Annotated in this window: 19 protein-coding genes and 1 pseudogene; 10 read left to right on the top strand and 10 right to left on the bottom strand. The window is 50.0% G+C overall.

All coding sequences use genetic code 11. The annotated features are described in order from the left end of the window. Window positions 1-6: 6 nt before the first annotated feature. From AC5JMP_RS17535 to AC5JMP_RS17525, 3 genes are all read right to left on the bottom strand, one after another. Entirely contained in the window at window positions 7-132 is a 126-nt protein-coding gene (locus AC5JMP_RS17535) for a hypothetical protein (RefSeq protein WP_495852769.1), read from the bottom strand. A gap of 315 nt (window positions 133-447) precedes the next feature. Continuing rightward, complete coding sequence (locus tag AC5JMP_RS17530; RefSeq protein ID WP_495852768.1) at window positions 448-903, bottom strand: ABA4-like family protein; 456 nt, start codon at window positions 901-903, stop codon at window positions 448-450. Between the two features lie 24 nt (window positions 904-927). Further along, the gene (locus AC5JMP_RS17525) at window positions 928-1464 is read right to left on the bottom strand and encodes a phosphoribosyltransferase (RefSeq protein ID WP_495852767.1); all 537 of its coding nucleotides are present in this window, start codon (window positions 1462-1464) and stop codon (window positions 928-930) included. Between the two features lie 344 nt (window positions 1465-1808). Here AC5JMP_RS17525 and AC5JMP_RS17520 point away from each other — a divergent pair, with 344 nt between their 5' ends. The 3 genes from AC5JMP_RS17520 (at window position 1809) to AC5JMP_RS17510 (ending at window position 5671) form a co-directional block, all read left to right on the top strand. Then, window positions 1809-2822 carry a sulfate/molybdate ABC transporter ATP-binding protein gene (locus AC5JMP_RS17520; protein ID WP_495852766.1) on the top strand — a complete coding sequence of 338 codons (1014 nt, stop codon included), beginning with the start codon at window positions 1809-1811 and terminating at the stop codon, window positions 2820-2822. 97 nt (window positions 2823-2919) lie between these two features. After that, a complete protein-coding gene (locus AC5JMP_RS17515; RefSeq protein WP_495852765.1) occupies window positions 2920-4569 on the top strand; it encodes an ABC transporter substrate-binding protein in 1650 nt (549 codons plus the stop codon). A gap of 76 nt (window positions 4570-4645) precedes the next feature. Next, window positions 4646-5671 carry an ABC transporter permease gene (locus AC5JMP_RS17510; protein WP_495852764.1) on the top strand — a complete coding sequence of 342 codons (1026 nt, stop codon included), beginning with the start codon at window positions 4646-4648 and terminating at the stop codon, window positions 5669-5671. Here AC5JMP_RS17510 and AC5JMP_RS17505 read toward each other — a convergent pair. Together AC5JMP_RS17505 and psaM are read right to left on the bottom strand one after the other, a co-directional pair. Then, entirely contained in the window at window positions 5668-6141 is a 474-nt protein-coding gene (locus tag AC5JMP_RS17505; protein ID WP_495852763.1) for a slr1601 family putative cell division protein, read from the bottom strand. The genes AC5JMP_RS17510 and AC5JMP_RS17505 overlap by 4 nt on opposite strands. Window positions 6142-6536: 395 nt before the next feature. Further along, the gene (gene psaM / locus AC5JMP_RS17500) at window positions 6537-6632 is read right to left on the bottom strand and encodes a photosystem I reaction center subunit XII (RefSeq protein WP_495852762.1); all 96 of its coding nucleotides are present in this window, start codon (window positions 6630-6632) and stop codon (window positions 6537-6539) included. A 385-nt stretch (window positions 6633-7017) separates the two neighbouring features. Here psaM and phoU point away from each other — a divergent pair, with 385 nt between their 5' ends. The 5 genes from phoU (at window position 7018) to AC5JMP_RS17475 (ending at window position 13151) form a co-directional block, all read left to right on the top strand. Beyond that, window positions 7018-7671, top strand: coding sequence for a phosphate signaling complex protein PhoU (gene phoU / locus AC5JMP_RS17495; RefSeq protein WP_495852761.1), 654 nt, complete (start codon window positions 7018-7020; stop codon window positions 7669-7671). A 749-nt stretch (window positions 7672-8420) separates the two neighbouring features. Continuing rightward, on the top strand, window positions 8421-10889 hold the full coding sequence (locus tag AC5JMP_RS17490; protein ID WP_495852760.1) for a ribonuclease R family protein: 2469 nt from the start codon (window positions 8421-8423) through the stop codon (window positions 10887-10889). 56 nt (window positions 10890-10945) lie between these two features. Continuing rightward, window positions 10946-11593, top strand: a complete 648-nt coding sequence (locus tag AC5JMP_RS17485) for a flavin prenyltransferase UbiX (RefSeq protein ID WP_495852759.1) — start codon at window positions 10946-10948, stop codon at window positions 11591-11593. A gap of 143 nt (window positions 11594-11736) precedes the next feature. After that, window positions 11737-12654, top strand: a complete 918-nt coding sequence (locus tag AC5JMP_RS17480) for a LapA family protein (RefSeq protein WP_495852758.1) — start codon at window positions 11737-11739, stop codon at window positions 12652-12654. Next, complete coding sequence (locus AC5JMP_RS17475; protein ID WP_495852757.1) at window positions 12651-13151, top strand: tetratricopeptide repeat protein; 501 nt, start codon at window positions 12651-12653, stop codon at window positions 13149-13151. The genes AC5JMP_RS17480 and AC5JMP_RS17475 overlap by 4 nt, the downstream gene beginning before the upstream one ends. Before the next feature lie 198 nt (window positions 13152-13349). Here AC5JMP_RS17475 and AC5JMP_RS17470 read toward each other — a convergent pair whose 3' ends face one another. The 4 genes and pseudogenes from AC5JMP_RS17470 to AC5JMP_RS17455 all read right to left on the bottom strand — a co-directional run bounded on the left by AC5JMP_RS17470 (window position 13350) and on the right by AC5JMP_RS17455 (window position 16085). Continuing rightward, entirely contained in the window at window positions 13350-14288 is a 939-nt protein-coding gene (locus AC5JMP_RS17470) for a GIY-YIG nuclease family protein (protein ID WP_495852756.1), read from the bottom strand. 257 nt (window positions 14289-14545) lie between these two features. Next, window positions 14546-15088, bottom strand: coding sequence for an AAA family ATPase (locus AC5JMP_RS17465; RefSeq protein ID WP_495852755.1), 543 nt, complete (start codon window positions 15086-15088; stop codon window positions 14546-14548). A gap of 167 nt (window positions 15089-15255) precedes the next feature. Next, window positions 15256-15669: pseudogene (locus AC5JMP_RS17460) on the bottom strand (DUF6714 family protein); the annotation flags it as partial. Between the two features lie 77 nt (window positions 15670-15746). Beyond that, entirely contained in the window at window positions 15747-16085 is a 339-nt protein-coding gene (locus AC5JMP_RS17455) for a CPCC family cysteine-rich protein (RefSeq protein ID WP_495852754.1), read from the bottom strand. A 153-nt stretch (window positions 16086-16238) separates the two neighbouring features. On the opposite strand from AC5JMP_RS17455, the gene ndhL reads away from it, so the two are divergent. After that, window positions 16239-16460 (top strand): NAD(P)H-quinone oxidoreductase subunit L, encoded by a 222-nt coding sequence (ndhL, locus tag AC5JMP_RS17450; RefSeq protein WP_495852753.1) that lies wholly within the window; start codon window positions 16239-16241, stop codon window positions 16458-16460. A 1-nt stretch (window position 16461) separates the two neighbouring features. After that, window positions 16462-16782: a DUF3007 family protein gene (locus AC5JMP_RS17445; protein WP_495852752.1), complete on the top strand. Its 321-nt coding sequence runs from the start codon at window positions 16462-16464 to the stop codon at window positions 16780-16782. A gap of 169 nt (window positions 16783-16951) precedes the next feature. Here AC5JMP_RS17445 and AC5JMP_RS17440 read toward each other — a convergent pair whose 3' ends face one another. Next, window positions 16952-18244 carry an HhoA/HhoB/HtrA family serine endopeptidase gene (locus AC5JMP_RS17440; RefSeq protein WP_495852751.1) on the bottom strand — a complete coding sequence of 431 codons (1293 nt, stop codon included), beginning with the start codon at window positions 18242-18244 and terminating at the stop codon, window positions 16952-16954. Window positions 18245-19058: the final 814 nt, after the last annotated feature.

The raw sequence follows: 19058 nt of genomic DNA, 5'->3' as shown, positions 1-19058 counted from the left end.
GTCCGCTCATTCCTGACTAATGTTCAAGCACTCCTGACTAACGCCCAAGCGTTCGTTAGTAACACCCGATCGCTCCTCATTACTACCCAAGCGCTCCTGACTAACGCCCGATCGTTCCTGACTCGCGTTCAAGCACTCCTAACCAATGCTCAAGCGTTCGTTAGTAACACCCGATCGCTCCTCATTACCGCCTGAACGCTCCTGACTAACGCCCGATCCCCCACCCATGCGAAGCGCTTCCTCCCGCCCATCCATCATCCCTTGCGCAGGGGGCGTGGGGGAGGCGCCTCGTCCCCCACCGGGGGTTTGGGGGAGACCCCCAAGGCTGTTGGCTGCTCCCTAGGCTTAACGCAAAAATCGGTAGTCCTCAAAATGTAATGATTTTTTATTGGGCGGGCTTCGCCCGCCCAATAAAAAATCATTACATGAATACCAGGACTCCAAAACCTAACCCGAAACCGTCTCACCCTCCACAACTCCCCCCGCAAAAAACCGCCGAGACACCCACTGCGTCACAATGTGAGACAGCAAACCCATCGGCCCCGCAAACAAGCAAATAATCAGCGAATGCCTCGTCCAAACCCCCGATCGCTGCCCCTCCCAATAAATCCATCGCCCCACAAACAGATCCATCACCAGAAAATGCACCCAGCCCGTAGCCGCCACCTTTTCATTGGCAAATAGACGAGCAATATCTGCCAAAGACGGATTGGCGAACGACTGAGCCGCTTCAGGATCTAAGCTCATGCCAAACAAATACACATAGACCCCAGCAAGCAGCAAAAACGGCAAAAACGATTCCATCACCTTGCGGGTCACACTCCAATTGGGTAAGCCAATCATCAGCAGCCAGAAAGGTAGAACAAAAAAATTGGCGCTGTCGAACAAGAGAGAAGGTGTCATGGGGAGTAGGGAATAGAGAGTAAATCAGCTTGATGTTTGACGAGTCGAAAGCGCCGCATGGGATGCAGCCAATTCAGCAATGCTGATATTTTCGTACGTATCAAAAGGTTGGTGAATCCAGGGATTATCTGACAAATGATCCACGTAATAATCTGGAGCGATCGCCGAACAAGCCTTATACCACAGCACCCCCGTCCGAACCTCTTCAATATAGAAACCGTAGTAGCGATCGAGCCAAGCCAGCGTCTTTTGCAAACTCACCCCCGAATCGACCAGATCATCCACCAGCAGCACATGGCTACCCAGGCTAGGCGTAGTCATCGTCAAATCACGCGAAAACACAATATTGCCTCGCGTCTTTCCCCCCGTCCCTCGATAGGAAGCGGTTGCCAGAATCGCCAAGGGCTGGTCAAAAATGCGAGACAGCAGATCCCCAACCCGCAATCCGCCCCTAGCTAGGCAGATAATTTGGTTGAATTCCCAATTAGATTCATAAACTTTGACGGCAAGCTGTTCAATCTTATGGTGGTAGTCAGTCCAAGAGACATGCAGGTCTGGCATAGCTGGATTAGTCTGGAGATAATTGCAGAGATGAGATGAAAAGCATCATACGGCAATGTTCTAGCGTTGTTGCCTATTTTTTTGAAAGGAGCGCGATATTTCACGTAATTCACTTTTACGCGATTCACTTTTACGCAATGTATGGCAACCGCCAAGGCGGTTAGGGCGGGGACATTTTGGGTGGGGCGCTTCGCGCCCCACCCAAAATGTCCTGAGCAACTGGCGACAGCGCGATTTCTAAAAGAGCAGTCTACAAAGATGTAAAGTACAGTAATTACGTAGACAAATTGGGGATGACGACATTTTGAGAGACTATCCCCTCACTCCTCAAGAGGCTATTGGTCGTGGGCATTATTGTTGAGCATGTATCCAAGCGGTTTGATGATTTTCAGGCAGTCGATCAGGTGAGCTTGGAGATCAAGACCGGATCTTTAGTCGCGCTGTTGGGTCCTTCTGGATCAGGAAAATCAACCCTGCTGCGGCTGATTTCGGGGTTAGAGATGCCCGATTCTGGCAGAATTTTGCTCACAGGACAAGACGCCACCTACAAGAGCGTTCAGGAGCGCAACATCGGCTTTGTATTCCAGCACTACGCCCTGTTCAAGCATCTGACCGTGCGCAAAAATATCGCATTTGGCTTAGAAATTAGTAAAGCACCCAAAGCCAAAATTAAAGCGCGCGTCGAAGAATTGCTAGAGCTAGTGCAGTTGGGGGGACTAGGCGATCGCTATCCCTCCCAGCTTTCCGGCGGTCAGCGTCAGCGCGTCGCTCTTGCCAGGGCACTAGCAGTCGAGCCAAAAGTGCTGTTGCTAGATGAACCCTTTGGGGCATTGGATGCCAAGGTACGCAAGGATCTTCGTGTCTGGCTACGGCGGCTCCATGACGAAGTCCATGTCACTACCGTATTCGTCACCCACGACCAAGAAGAAGCGATGGAAGTCTCTGATGAAATCGTCGTGATGAATCAGGGCAAAGTTGAGCAGGTGGGTACCCCCGCCGAAATTTATGACCACCCTGCTAGCGCCTTCGTCATGAGCTTTATTGGTCCAGTCAACGTGCTGTCCAGCAGCTCCAAGATCTTTGCCAACAGCTTTGAGTCGCCGCATCCTGAAGTGTTTGTGCGTCCGCAAGATGTGGTGATTGAGCTGGAGCCAGGTGAGTCCACAGTCCCCGCACGCGTTGACCGGATTATTCATCTCGGCTGGGAAGTGCAAGCTGAACTGGCGCTAGATGACGGACAAATCGTCATGGCAAACCTGACCCGCGATCGCTATGACCAGATCAAGATTCAGCCCCAGCAGCGCGTCTACGTCCGTCCTAGAGAGGCAAAGGCATTTCCGATTTTCTACTCAATCTAACGATCGCTCCCGGCACGTTATAAAGTATGGGTTGAACAGCTCGATCGTGAGTCGTTTGACAAGCTGCGGCTGGTTTGGAATTGTGAGGGATCAGAGAATGAAAGTTTGGCAAGTTGGGAAAGGGCGATCGCTGCTGCAATGGGTCAGCCTGTTTAGCCTGTGTGTGTTTCTAGTCGTAAGCTGCGGCGCACCTAAAACGACGCCCAGCTCTGGGGCAACTAATGGGGCTGGTAGCGGGGCAAATAACGGGCGCATCACCATCGGCACCACCCTAAAAGCCGAAACCGTTGACCCTGCCGATGCCTACGAGCTGTTTCCGGGGATCTTGCTGTACAACCTGGGCGATCGGCTTTACACCTACAAAACGGGCACTACCGAGCTAGAACCTCAGTTAGCCACCGCCTTGCCCACCATCAGCGCTGATGGGCTGATCTATAAAATTCCGCTCCGCACAGGCGTAACCTTTCATGACGGCTCTCCCTTTAACGCTGAAGCTATGGCGTTTTCCATCCAGCGGTTCATGCAAAATGGCGGTCGTCCTGCCTTCCTGCTGTCCGATAAAATCGCGGAAGTCACGGCAACAGGCGACTCTGAGCTGACCATTACCCTGAAGTCTCCCTTTGCTGCTTTCCCCGCGCTGCTGGCTTTTTCCGGCGTGACTCCCGTGCAGCCCAAGGCGTATGCGATCGGCGCAGGCAAATTTAAGCCCAAAGAATTCATCGGCACAGGACCTTACAAGCTGGCAAAATTTGGCACTGACTCCATTCGCCTCGATGCCTACGAAGGCTACTGGGGTACAAAACCCGCTAATAAAGGGATTGATATTCAGCTCGTCACCAGTCCGGCAAACCTCTACAACGCCTTTCGTACAGGAGGTTTGGACATTGCCTACCAAACCCTTGACCCTGACCAAATCCGCAACCTGGAGCAGGGGGCAAAGCAGAACGGCTGGCAGGTGATTCAGTCGGGAACCAACACCGTCAATTACATGGTGTTGAATGCCAAAAGTGAGCCTCTGAACAACGTCAAGGTGCGCCAAGCAATCGCAGCCTCTATCGATCGCAATCTGCTCAATCAGCGCGTTTTTCAAGGTCAGGCTGAACCGCTTTACAGCCTTTTGCCCACGACCTTTCCCCTCTACAAGCCTGTCTTCAAAGATAAGTATGGAGATGGTCAGTATGAAAAAGCCAAGCAGCTTTTGACGGAAGCCGGATTTTCTCCAGCCAAGCCGCTGCCGCTAGAAATCTGGTATTCCTCTAGCTCGACCACACGCGGATTAGTCGCCAGCACGGTGAAAGCGGCGATCGATCAAAACCTTCCTGGTCTAGTCAATGTCAAGCTCAACAGCGTCGAAACGGGCACTCTATTCGACAATCTGGATAAAGGCACTTATCCTGCCACCATTCTCGACTGGTATCCCGACTATTACGATGCCGAAACCTTTATCGATCCCTTTCTAAGCTGTGAGAAAGGCTCTGTTGAGAAAGGCTGCGAATCGGGGCAAAGTCAGGCAGGCGGGTCTTTTTATTACAGCGATCGCGCCAACAGCCTGCTCAAAAAACAGCGCAGCGAAAAAGACCTGAAGGCGCGGGATGCTGACTTTATCCAGCTCCAGGACTTATTGGGCGAAGATGTACCTTACATTCCCCTTTGGCAGAACAAGGACTATGTCTTCGCCCAAGGCACAGTTCAGGGTGTTGCCATTCAGCCCAGTCAGCAGTTTCTGTTTGGGCAAATCAAAAAATAGCCTCCTATTTGTGTTGGGTTCGGCGCACTTGCAACCCATAAGTCACTCTTGAGTCACACTCTCCCCCTCGTCTTCCATGTCTCGCTCCTCCGCTCTTCGCTACTACGTCTTCTCCCGTCTGCTGCTTGCCCCACTGATGATCTGGACAATCACCACCCTGATTTTCCTGCTGATGCGGGCGACTCCTGGCGATCCGATCGACGTATTGCTGGGGCCGCGTGCCCCTGAAACTGCTAAGCAAGATTTGCGGCATACCCTAGGGCTAGATGTGCCGCTGTGGCTCCAGTATCTTCGCTACATGGGCAGCCTGTTGCAGCTAGACTTGGGCACCTCGATCGCTACCCAGGGCGAAACCGTTTGGCAAATTATCCAGGCGCATTTTCCAGCAACCGTAGAGCTAACGGTGTTTAGCATGACGATCGCCGTTTTAGTTGGCGTAGGAGTTGGAGCCTTGGCAGCCTCTAAACCCAATACCGGATATGACGTAGGCGGCAGGCTATTCGGCATCTTCACCTATGCGGTGCCCATGTACTGGTTTGGGATGATTTTGCAGCTGATCTTTTCGGTGCAGTTAGGTTGGTTTCCCTTGGGCGCACGGTTTCCGCTTTCCCTATCGCCTCCCCAGGGCTTCACAGGGCTATATGTGGTCGATAGTCTCCTCAGCGCTGACTTTAGCGCCTTGTCGGTCAGCCTTTACTATCTGGCGCTGCCCAGCCTAACTCAAGGCGTATTAATTAGCGGTATTTTTGAGCGCATGGTGCGCGTTAACCTGAAGCAAACTCTGAAGTCAGACTATGTAGAGGCAGCACGGGCACGAGGTATCCCCGAACGGCAAATTGTGGTATCTCATGCGCTCAAGAATGCGTTAATTCCAGTCATCACTATTTTGGGACTCACCTTTGCTTCGCTGCTGGCAGGTGTGGTGCTGACGGAAGTTACTTTTTCATGGCCAGGGCTGGGCAGTCGTTTCTATGATGCCATTCTCAAGCGCGACTATCCGGTAGTGCAGGGCATCATGGTCTTTCTGTCGGTAATTGTAGCGATCGCCAGCATCCTCATTGATATTCTCAATGCCTACATTGACCCGCGCATCCGTTACTAGGGAACTGCCGGAAGGACTGCCGGAGGATAGAAGGCTGGATTGGTTTGAGCCGATCGCCCATAGGTTGCATTGGCTTCCTGCGCCGTCTGAGCCAGTGAATCTGTGGGAGTAATCCAAACAATCTGGCGCTGTCTGGGATCAACTCGGATGCTTTCCTCCTGCATCACGCTCATCGCCTGCTGAGGATCAAATTGACGGTTGAGATCTGCCTGTAGGCGATCGACTCGACCTTCTACCTCTGAAACCTCAACCCGAATTTCTTTGAGCTTCGCCTGCTGCGCTAGGTTGTAGGGCACCAGCTTCACCAGAGCCGACAGAGCAATCACAGACAGTAGGCAGTTGACTCCTAGCTTAAAGCCATTTTCAAGAATAACAGCCTGATGAGGATTGCGTCGCGGACGACGGCGCACCATTTTCCGACGGGTCGGGTCGGGTGGTTGGGGATAGTTGTAGCGTGGAAGTGCATTCATAAAATGATCCGATCTTGCTCTGACGAAGGGCATCCCCAAATCCGAAGAAATCCCCCAAATTAGCGGTAGGTGACCCTATTTTGCCCGTATCGGCTATCTGTCTATCTGATTGAGGAATACTCTAAAAACAGAAGCAGCCAGACAAAAGATTACACGATAAATAGGTTTCTGCACGCGCCTGACAAGAAAAATACAGAAGCTTCTCATGCAGTTCTAGCATCTTTTAGACATTTGTCCGTAATTTTCCTCCAATTGGCTGAAATCAGCCGTCTTTTGAGGAGTACAGGCGATCGCCTCCTGCCAAACCTGAGAACCTGCCAAAAAAATAGCAGAGAGTTCAGTCTAGGCTGAACTCTCTGCTATGAATTGAAAGCGGTTGAAAGCCCCTAGAGAGACTACTTGTATAGCTCAGTAGACAGACGGAACGCCAAAACGGCGGGAATCAATGCCACAACCATTGCCACGTAGACTTGAGTATCTGATAAAGACATAAGTTTAGAAACTCCTGATGTCATAGATTCAAAGTTGGAAGCTTCGATCGCCACAGCACTAATGGTTAGTCTGAATCACTAACATTAATGACTCTAGCGCCGCTACCCCAACGTTCACTAATTTCGGCTAAATCCTGACGCTGTGGAACTCTTCGTCACATGATGTAACAGAAAATGTCGCTTCTTATCGAAAATCTATACCGCAATGGTGATCAAGATTGCTTGCACGACCCAGTGATCCGGGCTAAGTTAATAGCTCATGCAACGGGCAAAAGCCTCCGCAAGTTCTATAGCCTTGCGCCGCTTCGCTTTTCTGCCCTGCTTTTCTGCTCTATGGTTGGCTCCTTCTCTAACTGGTGTCTGACTCTATTTGGAGAGTGTTTCATTGGAAAGTTCTAAATCTACCCCTATTCAGTTGGAACGCCAAATTAGGCGAGTTCAAAGAGACGTGCTGAGAATGGGGGCTTTGGTTGAAAATTCCTGCTGGCTGGCTCGTAAATCGCTGTTTGAGCGCGATCTGGAAGCTGCCCGTCAAATTGCAGTTCAAGATAAGCAGATTGATCAGCTGTATCGGCAAATAGAGCTGGATTGCGTCGATCTGATTTCGCTGCAAATGCATGTCACTCAAGATTTGCGTCTGCTCAGCGCTCTGATGCAGCTTATTCGCGATTTAGAGCGCATTGGCGACTATGCGGAAGATCTAGGCGAGATTGCCGTGAAGCTATTTCCCTATCCTGTTCACAGCTGCATGGAGGATGTGCAACTCATGCTCGATCGCTGTCGGGCAATGCTGGCAATGAGTTTGGCGGCTTTGTCTGACTTGGATGCAGAGTCGGGGCTAGATATTAAAATCAAAGACGATGCTGTTGATTCTGACTACGAAGCGCTCTACAACCTTCTCGCACACCAGACCGATGTGAAAGGAACGATCGAGCCAATCGTCTTGTTGGTTCTGGTGATTCGGCATCTAGAACGCATGGCGGATCATGCTACCAATATTGGCAAGCGAGTCGCCTACATTGTTACAGGGCAGCGTTAAATTTCTGGCTGGCTGAATTTCTGGCGCACAGTTTTCTAGCTGATTCATTTTCTAAAAACCTGCGACCTAGAGAACTGCGACCTTGCTAATTCAGCAATGTCAAAATTTTCAGGTTTAAAAAACATTTTTTCTAAGAAAGTTTGAATAGAATAGGGAAAGTGCAAAAATAGAGGAAACCCTTCCGCTTCTCTCCAAGCGCTATCCATTCAACTCGGTCTTTGCCGCGTCGCGTGGCTTTAACCCAAGACTTGTTGCCCAAGGGTTAGATCTCAAAAGTTTCAGCCCTTTTACACAAGAGTCTGCAAGAGCGATTGGCATAGAGATAGCGTCAGAGTAGCCAAGTGAAGAGCAAAAGAGTGAAGAGCAAAAGAGCAACTGTCTCTCAACGGCACTGCCTCTGCGCTCTTTCCTTCAGCGATTCTTGGGGAGAGAAGCTTGAGTTTTGCAAGACGGTTGTTCGGGCATACATTCGGTTGGCGGGTTATGTTTTCAGCCAAATTGTTCGTTAGAGCGATCGCTGAGCGCACCGAAGTAGAAGTCTAGAGTCTTCTCTGAGTATGGAACACAGTTTGCCCTTGTTCGGCATAGCCAGAGTAGATAAGGCTCTCTGTAGATGACGTACAGATTGCGAAAGACTACAAGGACTGTGAATCCTACGGTGATTCATCTGATGAATTACCCTAGCGATTGGCTCAGGAGCAACGGTAAGGGCGAGGAGTTAAGACAATCAACTAAGGATCAGTCGCTACATGGAATTCTCGATTGCAACGCTGCTAGCAAACTTTGCAGAGGACAAGTTGGTTGCCCCCAAGGCGCTGGAGAAGAAGCTGAATTGCAAAGATGATGTCAGCCTTCGTAAGCTACAAATTGCTCTAGATGCCTTAGAGCGTACGGGTGTCTTGATGAAGGAGCGAGGAAAATATCGCCGTGCGCCCGAAGAAGACATCGTAGAAGGTAAGCTGCGCTGTTCTAGCAAGGGTTTTTGCTTTGCCATTCAGGATGTGGAAGGATCGGAGGATGTCTACATTCGGGAAAGCCATCTGCACAGCGCCTGGAATGGCGATCGCGTTTTGGTGCGAGTTACCAAAGAGGGCACAAGGCGGCGCAGTCCTGAAGGTGAGGTGCGGCTGATTCTCGATCGCGCCAATTCATCGGTGCTGGCGCGGGTGAAGCAGGTCGAGGAGCAGTATCGAGCGACTCCCCTAGACGATCGCTTGCTGTTTGAAGTCGAGCTGCTGCCGGAGGCAAGCGTCGATTTGCAGGAGGCCGTTGATCAGCTGGTTCATGTCGAGATTCTACGCTATCCCTTGGGTAACCACTTGCCGATGGGCAGAGTGGCGCAAGTTTTAGGTAGCGATGCCGAAGCAGCCTCTGAATTTGATATTGTCTGCTGCAAGTATGATTTGCCCCGTCAGTTTCCAGAGGAAGTGCTGGCGGCAGCTGATTTGCTCTCGCCTAAGCTGCGCAAAGGCGATTTGAAGAACCGCTTGGACTTGCGCAAGTTGCCAACCATTACTATTGATGGCCCGCCTACGCCTACGGGACCCGCGATCGATGATGCCCTCACCTTGAAGGATCTACACAACGGCAACTGGCAGCTCGGCGTTCACATTGCCGATGTCTCGTCCTATATTGAACCCAACTCGCCGCTTGACCTAGAAGCCCGTAAGCGAAGTAACTCCATTTACCTAGCCGATGTCGCGATTCCCATGCTGCCTGAGCAGGTACACCGCTGCTGTGCCTTGGCAGTAGATCAGGATCGGCTGGCGGTTTCCGTGCTCATCACGCTGGATGATCAGGGACAGGTCGTTAAGTTTGAGCTGGAGCCGACGGTGATTCAGGTGAATCATCGCCTTGACTATCAGCAGGCTCAGGCGATCTTGCAGCGAAACGAGGCTTCTGACATAGAAGTCACGCCTGCCTATCCGCTGCCGTCGCTGGAGGAGCTACAGGAGTTTGAGCCTGTGTTTACGATGTTGGACAATCTGTATACGATTAGCCAATCCATTCGTACTCAACGCTTAAACCGGGGCGCATTTGACCTGAATTTGCCTGAAAAAATCTTCCCTGACGAGGCAAACCCAGAGCTGAGCAAGTTCCTTTCGACCAAGTTTCAGTATGATGACGAGGGCGCTTTGGGGGCAATGGTGGTGTCTTCACTGCTGCCAGCGCGATCGATCGTCACCGAATTAATGCTGCTGGCAAATCAGCTTGTTGCCTCTCATCTGCTGGCGTTGCAGGTGCCTGCCGTCTATCGGGTGCATCGCACGCCTGATCCCAGCGATGTGCAGGAGTTGCTAAAGCTGGTCAGCAATATGGGCATCGACTCTCACATGGAGCAGGAAGATGTCGTGCATCCGCGAGACTATCAGCGTTTGGTCAATCACTTTGCGGAGTCCAAAACCGAAAAGGTGCTGACCTATTTGCTGCTGTCTACCTTCAAGCCTGCTGTCTACAGCACCACCCCCGGCACTCATTTTGGTCTAGCGCTCGATCAGGCTTATACCCATTTCACCTCGCCGCTGCGTCGCTACCCCGATCTGCTGCTGCATCGAGTGCTGCATGCGGTGTTTGAGCAAGGTCGCGATCGCCGCACCACGCGCTCTAAAGACAGGGTTGACCTGCGAAACAGCTCTTGCCATGGGCAAATCAACTGGAATGTCTTGCCAACCGACATTCATGCCGAGCTAGAAGAAACCTTCACTACGCTGGTCGTGCATCTCACTGAGCAGGAGAAGCTGGCGCAAGAGGCTGAATCTGATCTGGAAGGTCTGAAGAAAGCTGAGTTTATGCAGCAGCATACGGGCAAGGTTTTCCACGGCTTGATTACGGGCGTGCAGTCCTACGGCTTCTTTGTCGAAATTGAGGAGCTATTGGTTGAAGGGTTGGTGCATGTCAGCTCGCTCAAAGATGACTGGTATGAGTATCGATCGCGCCAGCAAAAGCTGGTAGGGCGCAAAAATCGTAGACAGTATAAGCTGGGTGATCGAGTAGAGGTACAGGTCAAGAGCGTCGATTACTACCGTCAGCAAATTGATTTGGTGGCTGTGGGTGGCGGCAGCGAAGCCTCTGAGGACGACGATGCGGATGACCATAACGACGAGCACCTGGATGATCACAATGGCGACCGCGATGACCTGAATAGGGATCGCAATGATCACAATGGCGATGATGAAGCTCTGGAACTCAACGGGCATGAATCAGAGGCCTATGATTAAACGCTTATGATGAAGAAGGGCGAATTCAACCTCACAAACGCCCGTTAAAGACACCTGTGAACACTCCTTCTCTTCCGCTCATCTTGGGCATCACGGGTGCGTCAGGTCTAATTTACGCTGTACGTGCCCTGAAGTTTTTGCTAGAAGCAGACTATGCGATCGAGCTAGTCGCTTCTAAATCAACCTACATGGTTTGGCAAGCCGAGGAAAATATTCGGATGCCTGTCGAAGGCATCCAGCAGGAGCAGTTTTGGCGGCAGCAGGCTGGGGTAGATCTGGGCGGCAAACTGCACTGCCATCCTTGGGGCGACGTAGGGGCAAATATTGCTAGTGGCTCCTTTAGAGCGATCGGCATGGTGATTATGCCCTGTAGTATGAGTACAGTGGGCAAGCTAGCCGCTGGGCTAAGTGGCGATTTGCTAGAACGGGCAGCCGACGTGCAGCTTAAAGAAGGGCGTAAACTGGTGCTGGTGCCTCGCGAAACGCCTTTCAGCCTAATTCATCTCCGCAACTTGACCACCCTTGCTGAAGCGGGAGCTAGGATTGTACCCGCCATTCCTGCCTGGTATCATCATCCTCAGACGATCGAAGATCTAGTTGATTTTGTCGTGGCGCGTGCCCTAGATCAGCTCAACATTGACTGTGTGCCTCTCAAACGTTGGCAAGGACATTTGGGAAAGGACGAATTGCATGAAGAGATTTAACCCAGAGACTCAGCACAGGACTTACAGCAATTTTCAATTGCCTAAGCCACAGATTTTTTGTTGTGTGCTGCGCGGAGCGCAGCACACAACAAAAAATCTAAATAGACTCAAGCGCAAAGCGCTGTAGCACGGAGACTTAAACCATGTCCGCAATCCGAATTGTCCCTGTATTGCTCATTCTTGGCGGACTGGTGATGTTTGCCCTACAAAATATGTCGCCCGCACTGCCGCTCGTGATTTTGGGAACTGCCACTCAGCCGCTTCCTTTAGCGCTGTGGATTGGGGGGGCGATCGCCTCTGGAGCCGTAACGACCCTGCTGATTTCCGGGCTATCCGGTCTAGGTCGCTCTACTCGACGCGCACCCAACCGCCCAGCCGCCAATCGGTTCTCTAGCAGCTCGGCTCCGCGCAATCCTTTCGCTCGCGCTGCTGGAAGCGCTCCTGGCAGCCCCTCTAGAGGGGCTTCTGCCAGCACCAGCACCCGCCTCCAGGATGACTGGGAAAACAGAGGGCAAGCCAAGGACGAATGGGATGATTGGGAGGAGCCACAGACGGCTAGACCCAGCAGCTTTAATGACTCTAGCGGCTCTTCAAGCAGCTCCAGCTTTCGCAACCCCCAGCCCGAAATTCGAGATCGCACTGACGATGACTGGCGAAACTGGGATGGCTATGAGGACTCCCGCAGAGACGATCGCCGTGAAAGCCCCAACCCTGAACCTCGCGTTCCTCGCCGCACAGATTTTGAGGTTAAGCGCGATCCGGCAACCCGCTACCAGTCTGGTTCTGTCTATTCCTACGGCTACAATCAACCTGATAATCCTGATTTTGAAGATATAGATTCGCGAGAAGACCCACGTAAAGAGGAAGCGCCGGGGCGTCCAGGGGTCTATGATGCCGAATACCGAGTAATCACTCCGCCCTACAGACCTGATCCTGAAGTCGCCCCTGCGCACCAAGATGATTGGGAGGCTGTAGAGGAGGAGCTAGCAGATAAACCTTTTGATTCTGATCTGGACGGCTCTAATCTCGACAGAAATCAGCGCGATCGCAGAACTCCATGAATACCTCAAGCTTTCTCATCTGGATTATCTTTGTGGGGGCGATCGCCGCCTTTGCCGTCATCAATATGTCTCAAGCCTATGTTGGGTCAGGCAGCCTAGCCGTAGTCTTTTCAGAGCCGATTTTGCCCACACCACCTTCTGCCGCAGACTCAGAAGTAGCTCTCTCACCATCAGTTTTCTTACAGCAGAGTCAAGAAGTGCAGCAGGGCAATGAGGCATTTCAAGCCGGGAACTACCGCAAAGCCGCCGATCGCTTCGCCGCAGCTATTCAGCTCCATCCCAATTTTGCTGAAGCCTATCACAATCGAGGACGGGCGATCGCAAACCTTCGCAGCGACAATGAAGCGGCTAGCATCCTCGTCAAGGCAGGGGAACTTTACCTTCAGCAGGACAATACTACAGGCTATGAGCAGGTGAAGCAAGATTTGAAGCTGCTAAAAGAAAAAAGAATAGAAGATAAAGCGCTGAAGGAAAAAACGCCTCCAGAGCAAGGGTGAACGCTCCAATTTCAAGGAACTTCAAAGGATTCTCACTTCCTGATCTGAAGGTCACAAGTGGGACGTTTTGAAGCTCTCTTAACGGTTTTGGTCGGCGATCGCTCGGTTCTTTACATCTTACCCAAGCGGTTTCGGTCAATCCGCTGCACCCGAATTGTTAGACCTAGGGACAACAACGTAAAACCCGAACACAGCACACTACTCATCACTTGCCAGAGCCGCAACATCAGCAATACGTTCTTGATCCCACTGATTATAAGTTTGGTTAGTATTCTTCACCCTCCAAAACTCTCTACCATTAACTGATGTTCCAGTGATTATACTTGCAGCACCAGTTGGACTAGAAACTGAAACATCTGCTGTAAGCTGAAAGCTTATTTCGTCTACTGTTTCTACCAATGTTCCATCTTGAATAAATTGCTCTCTCATCTCCGTGTATGTTGCTCTAAGAGAATTTTTAGTTTCTTTTTTAATTGTTGAACCTTTCAATATTACAAACTGCCCGTCTATTTCTTGAGCCGTTGCATTGTAGTCAGAACTACTAGCTGTAAAAATTGGTGAAGTAATTTTCGAAACTGTTGGAACTGTCCGGTCTGTCTGGGTTGACAAGCTTATTGAAATAGTTGGGGCAGGAGTTGCAAAAGGAAGATTAAGTACTGGTAAGAGAATCAACAGTTGCTCAAGAAAATACTCCATATCTGCAACGTCCGGCTCTGGTAAGCTAGGTATTTCAGGCGATGTACCATTTTCCAAAATTGCTCGACCAGCCTGTGCAGTAATGTCAATTAAGCGGCTTTCTAAGTACCGTACATGAGCCTTTGTCAAATTCTCATCTTTGCTAATAACAATGACTGTGCGACTCCAAAAATCTTTAGCAGGATCGCTATTATGTTGTGTTAAACGCTTTAAAACATTATCGCTTTCCCCAATGTACACTTTATCTTTAAGTGGGCTGCTAGGATCTTCACCGACCAATACATATATGCCTGTTCGCTTGGTTTCACTACGTTGGGCTAGGCTAACTAGCTGAGATCTAGGAGATGCAATCACCTTTCCCGTCCAATTCATAATCTCAGTTGTCATGATACCTGTAGCTGTTCCATCTACAAGAAAAATACGAATCGATCGTCCAGGCATAGGGAAATTTTTATATGGAGGAGTTTCTTATAAGTTTTCCCAAAGAGAGCAGGGTCTAACTTCTTTTTAGAGAGAAAGATTCTGCATATCCACCCAAAATGAGGAGGATCTGTAGAATCTTTCCGTAGAATACTCAATTGGGATGGATTGGCAAAATCCTTCTGCCTATTTTCAGGTTTGATACGAATGTTTCCCCTAGGTGTGATTGAACCTATACCGTTTCCACAATATCCGTCCGATCGCCTCCTTTTCCATCCTTAACTCTGTTCTTTCAACCATGCCTCAGCGGCTTGGGGCGATCGCAATTCTACGATCGTCAAATGCGCCGCTTCTGGCTGCTGAAACCAAATGGGATACTGCTGCTGTCTCTTTTTATAGGTTTTGAGCATCCAAACAATCATTGAATCTTTGCTGAAGGCAGTCCGCAAGCTTTCCCGGTTGCCATTCCAAAGTTCTTGTCGAGTCAAGCCTCGCCATAGGGTTCGTTGGACAATGCGGCTGAAGACCAGCCAAAAGGGGTAGTTCAACCAAACTACCGTATCGGCGCGGCTCCAAACTAGATCACGGACACGGCTGTAGTTGCCATCTATGACCCAGCGATCGCCCACCAAAACTTGCTCCAACCGCTGCCGAAACACCTCTGTAGAAACGTTTGTCCAGTTGGCATCCCAATGCAGAGCATCCATTTCAATGTGCTGTATCTGAAGCTGTGCTGCAATTTGTTTTGCCAAAGTCGTTTTGCCTGAACCGCTCGTGCCGACGACATGAATTCGTTTGCCTACATCTTTTCTTACATTCATAGTCTGCACTTCTGTATTGAGTCTTATAGTGCTTCGTGCTCGATTAGAACCAGATTACTTTTTGAAAGTTTTGCTCTGCAAAACTTTCAAAAAGTAATCTGTACCTCGCTCCAATAAGAAATATATTAGAGTTTTGGGATTAGGTTGGGTCGATGTGCAGCTCTAACCTAATTTGCAAGAGGTTGATTCTCAAATTCTTTATCCTCAACTCCTTTCCAATACTGTTTAAGGGTAATTTCCACAGCACTCTCGTCATTGCCTCTGCAATACTTTCTCCAGTATTGCTCCAAAGCTCTTTGAGCGCTCTTGCTATCTGCGTGATCTTTGCCATAGCTCATGATGAAGTAGAGAAACTGGCAAACAGCATGAGACTGAGCCTGATCTAAAGATGTGAATCGCTCTAGCTTATGCTTCTTAAGATCTTCGTAGATCTTAAGCTGGTAAATTGTCGCATCAACAGACGTAGAGTCACTGGTTTCATAGTGGTTGAGCGTCCAGGTCATGTAGGCAAGAATGTAGTAGCAGAAACCGAAGCAATCTAGGAAGCTAAGACTTGAAGAATGGCGTTCAATATCGATTTCAGGGACTTCTTGCTAACGGCGATCGGTGTCTTTGAGTCGAGCTGTGAAACGCAATTCATCCGAGCCGTAGCTATCAATTACATCTGCTTCGTGGAGTGTGACTCCACGACCTCGAATAACGCCGTTAAATGCTGTGGCAATGGATTGCAAAGCGGCTGTGCGGGCAGTTTCAACGTATCTAAAGGTTGCCACTGCTCGACCCGACGATCGCTAACATCGGGAAGACGCACATCATGACGAAATACAGGATCGCAGGCACCCAAGGTCAGAAAATTGCGCTGTGCATAGCGCAGGCTAGATAAGGATTGCTCTCCCCCATCTTCCCAAAAGCAGATTTCACAAAACTGCAAAGTGTAAGGTGGAGCAGCTGTAAAGGTGAAATAGCCGCAGCATGGGCAAGGATGTAAAGGTTCCATATTATTCCTCTCCGTCTATCGCTAGGGTTGCCGCCACAACTTATGCTACATTTTGTAGTATAGTGTAATTATGCGTTTGCTGCCATTCCCTAGCGTTCTCTGTCTTGCTTAAGGCGGTAAGATATACGTACCGCTCTTCTGCTGGAATATCCTATGGAACCTCTAATCATTACGCTAGGTGTGTATGTTGCCCTAGGTGGAGCCTACCTTCTGGTTCTGCCAGCCCTGACTTTGCTTTACCTAAAGCAGCGCTGGTATACCTGTAGCGCTGTAGAGCGAGTGCTGATGTATTTCTTGGTGTTTCTTTTCTTCCCAGGTTTGCTGTTGCTTAGCCCCTTCATCAACCTACGCCCTCAACCTCGGCAGATGACGTAGTATGCGGCGGATTGATGTAATTGGCATTGGCATCGGCATTTTTGCGATCGGCGGCATCGCCTATCTGGTTTTCCGGCAGGTGGGACTGGATGACATTACTGCTGGGATTTGGAGTCAGGTCTTACTGGTAGGCGGTCTAATCGTCTGGCTAATCACCTATCTGACGAGAGCCTTCACGCAAAACATGACTCTAAATCAGCAGCTCAAAGACTACGAAGATGCAGTTCTACAGAAGCGTCTAGAGGAGTTAACGCCTGAAGAGCTTGAGAAACTGCAATCAGAGGTGGAGCTTGAGAGACAAAAAACTAAGGACAAAGGGTAGGGCTGGAGCTACTTCTTGATCTGAGCCAGAGCCGCTTGTTGAAAAGTGACCCAGGCTAGAAAATATAGCAACTGCCAAGGTAGTTAGGACGGAGACATTTTGGGTGGGGCGATTCGCGCCCCACCCAAAATGTCATAAGCAAACTGACGAAAGCTATAGTTTGGATACTCTAGCCTGCGGGCTGAGCCGGAAGCACTCCAGGCTTTACGCCGATCGTCAGAGTCTGTCCATCTCGTCGAAGCTCGATCGGTAAATCTTCACCAATTTTGCTGGCTTCTACCGTGCTTTGCACCGTGTCGGCTGTGGTGACAGTCGTGCCGCCAATTTTTTGGATTACGTCTCCTGCTCGAATGCCTGCTTGAGCCGCCGGGGAGCCTTCCATCACCTTCAGCACCACAATTCCCTGATCTTCTTGAACACTAACAGGGCTATCGGGATCATTATTTAGGCTTGTCTTCAGATCTGGCGTAATAGTTGCCATTTGCACTCCCAGATAGGGATGCTCCACTTTTCCAGTGGCGATTAGCTGATCGCCAATCCTCTTTGCCGTGTTGATGGGTACAGCAAAGCCCAAGCCCTGAGCACCGTCAATAATAGCTGTGTTGATGCCAATGACTTCGCCCCGCTCATTCAACAACGGCCCCCCAGAGTTGCCCGGATTAATGGCGGCATCGGTTTGAATAAAGCCAACTCGGCGATCGGGTACGCCAATCTCAGAGCTAGAGCGACCCGTGGCGCTAATAATACCTGCCGTCACGGTATTATCTAGTCCTAGAGGATTGCCAATGGCGATCGCCCATTCTCCAGGCTTCAGCTGGTCAGAATTGCCCACCGTAATAATCGGTAAATCAGTTGCCTCGATTTTGATGACGGCTACGTCTGTTGTCGGGTCTTCACCCATCACTTTGCCGCTAAACGATCGCCCGTCTGTCAGCGTTACCGAAACTTCGTCGGCACCATCAACCACATGAGCGTTAGTTAGCACAATGCCTTTAGAGTCAATGATGAAACCTGATCCGGTGCCTTCCTCAATGCGCCTAGGAGACTCCGTTGGCGAATCACCGCCAAAAAATCGGTTGAATGCCGGATCGTCAGGGAAAATGCTGGGCGATCGCCTAGCGAGGGTGCGCTTCGAATTAATACGAACAACCGCAGGCCCTACTTTCTGCACGGCATCCGCGATAAAGTTTGGGTTAGCGCTGAGCAAGCGGCTTGTTCCACCCGTAGGATTGGGCGTGACATCAGCCGGACTAGCGGATTGCGTGAGTCGAAGAGCTGGCGATTGAACGGGTGACTGAGCAGATGACTGAGTAGGTGACTGGGTAACTGTAGCATTGGGGCTAGCAGCTATCCGGCTACCCATCATGACTCCCCCGGCACCCAGGAGAACAAGCGATAGATAAACCGCCGATTGCTGGATAGAAAACTTGCGGACGGCAGAATAGGGTTCGGGGTTAGTCATGACAAGCTGGATTCCTGATGAATACGAGAAAATATTTGGATCTGTCTAACTCAATTTTATCGGGCTGACTCTTCTTAGAATAGAAGTCCTGTATGGCGAAGGAGTGACAAGCTTCTCACAGATCTATGAAACTTTTGTCAACTCTCCCTCTAACCGCTTTGTTCAGGCTGTCAATTCTTGCTGTCTAGTGTTGATTTGCTCCCGCCTATGCTTTTCCAGCTTTGTCATCTCAACTTCATCTCACCCTAACAAGATTGACAAACTCGGTTGATAGATTTATTTCACAGGTGAATGAATGCTGCGGAGGGGTGGTTGCTAGCCGCTCCTCCTTTTTCCTTTCTATGCTTCATCCCTGCCGTAAGACTGCTCAACTTGGAATTAGCAGAATCAGCCAAAAAAAGATCTGGCACTTCTATCTCTCCATTCTCATCTAATTGCTGGATCTATTTAAGGATTTTGACTTAGTGAAGGCTAGAGATAGAGTCAAGCCTATGTATTTATACCTTTGGCTAGCTTTGGCTTGACTAATTTTATTAACAAGTTTGTGTCTTATACGAATGGGGCTGTCTAGAATAGACGGATTAGGGTTGATCGGTGAAAAGCTGCGCTGCTCTCTACGAACTGCAAAGTCGCTTTTAGAAATGGCACATCTTGACAAATTAGATTTGCCAAATCTGACTAGGTTAGTGAACGATTTCGATGGATTAGCAAGGTTGAATAGGGAATTTCCAAAGACATAGATTGTGTTGGAAACTTAACTTAGAAATGCTTCAGTTTGTAGATTGTATGCTTTAAGTAAAGGAGTAAATTAAAC

It is taken from the genome of Drouetiella sp. (assembly GCF_059504425.1).
Note: the sequence above shows the minus strand (reverse complement) of the source record. Positions and strands in the feature narration are given on the sequence as shown.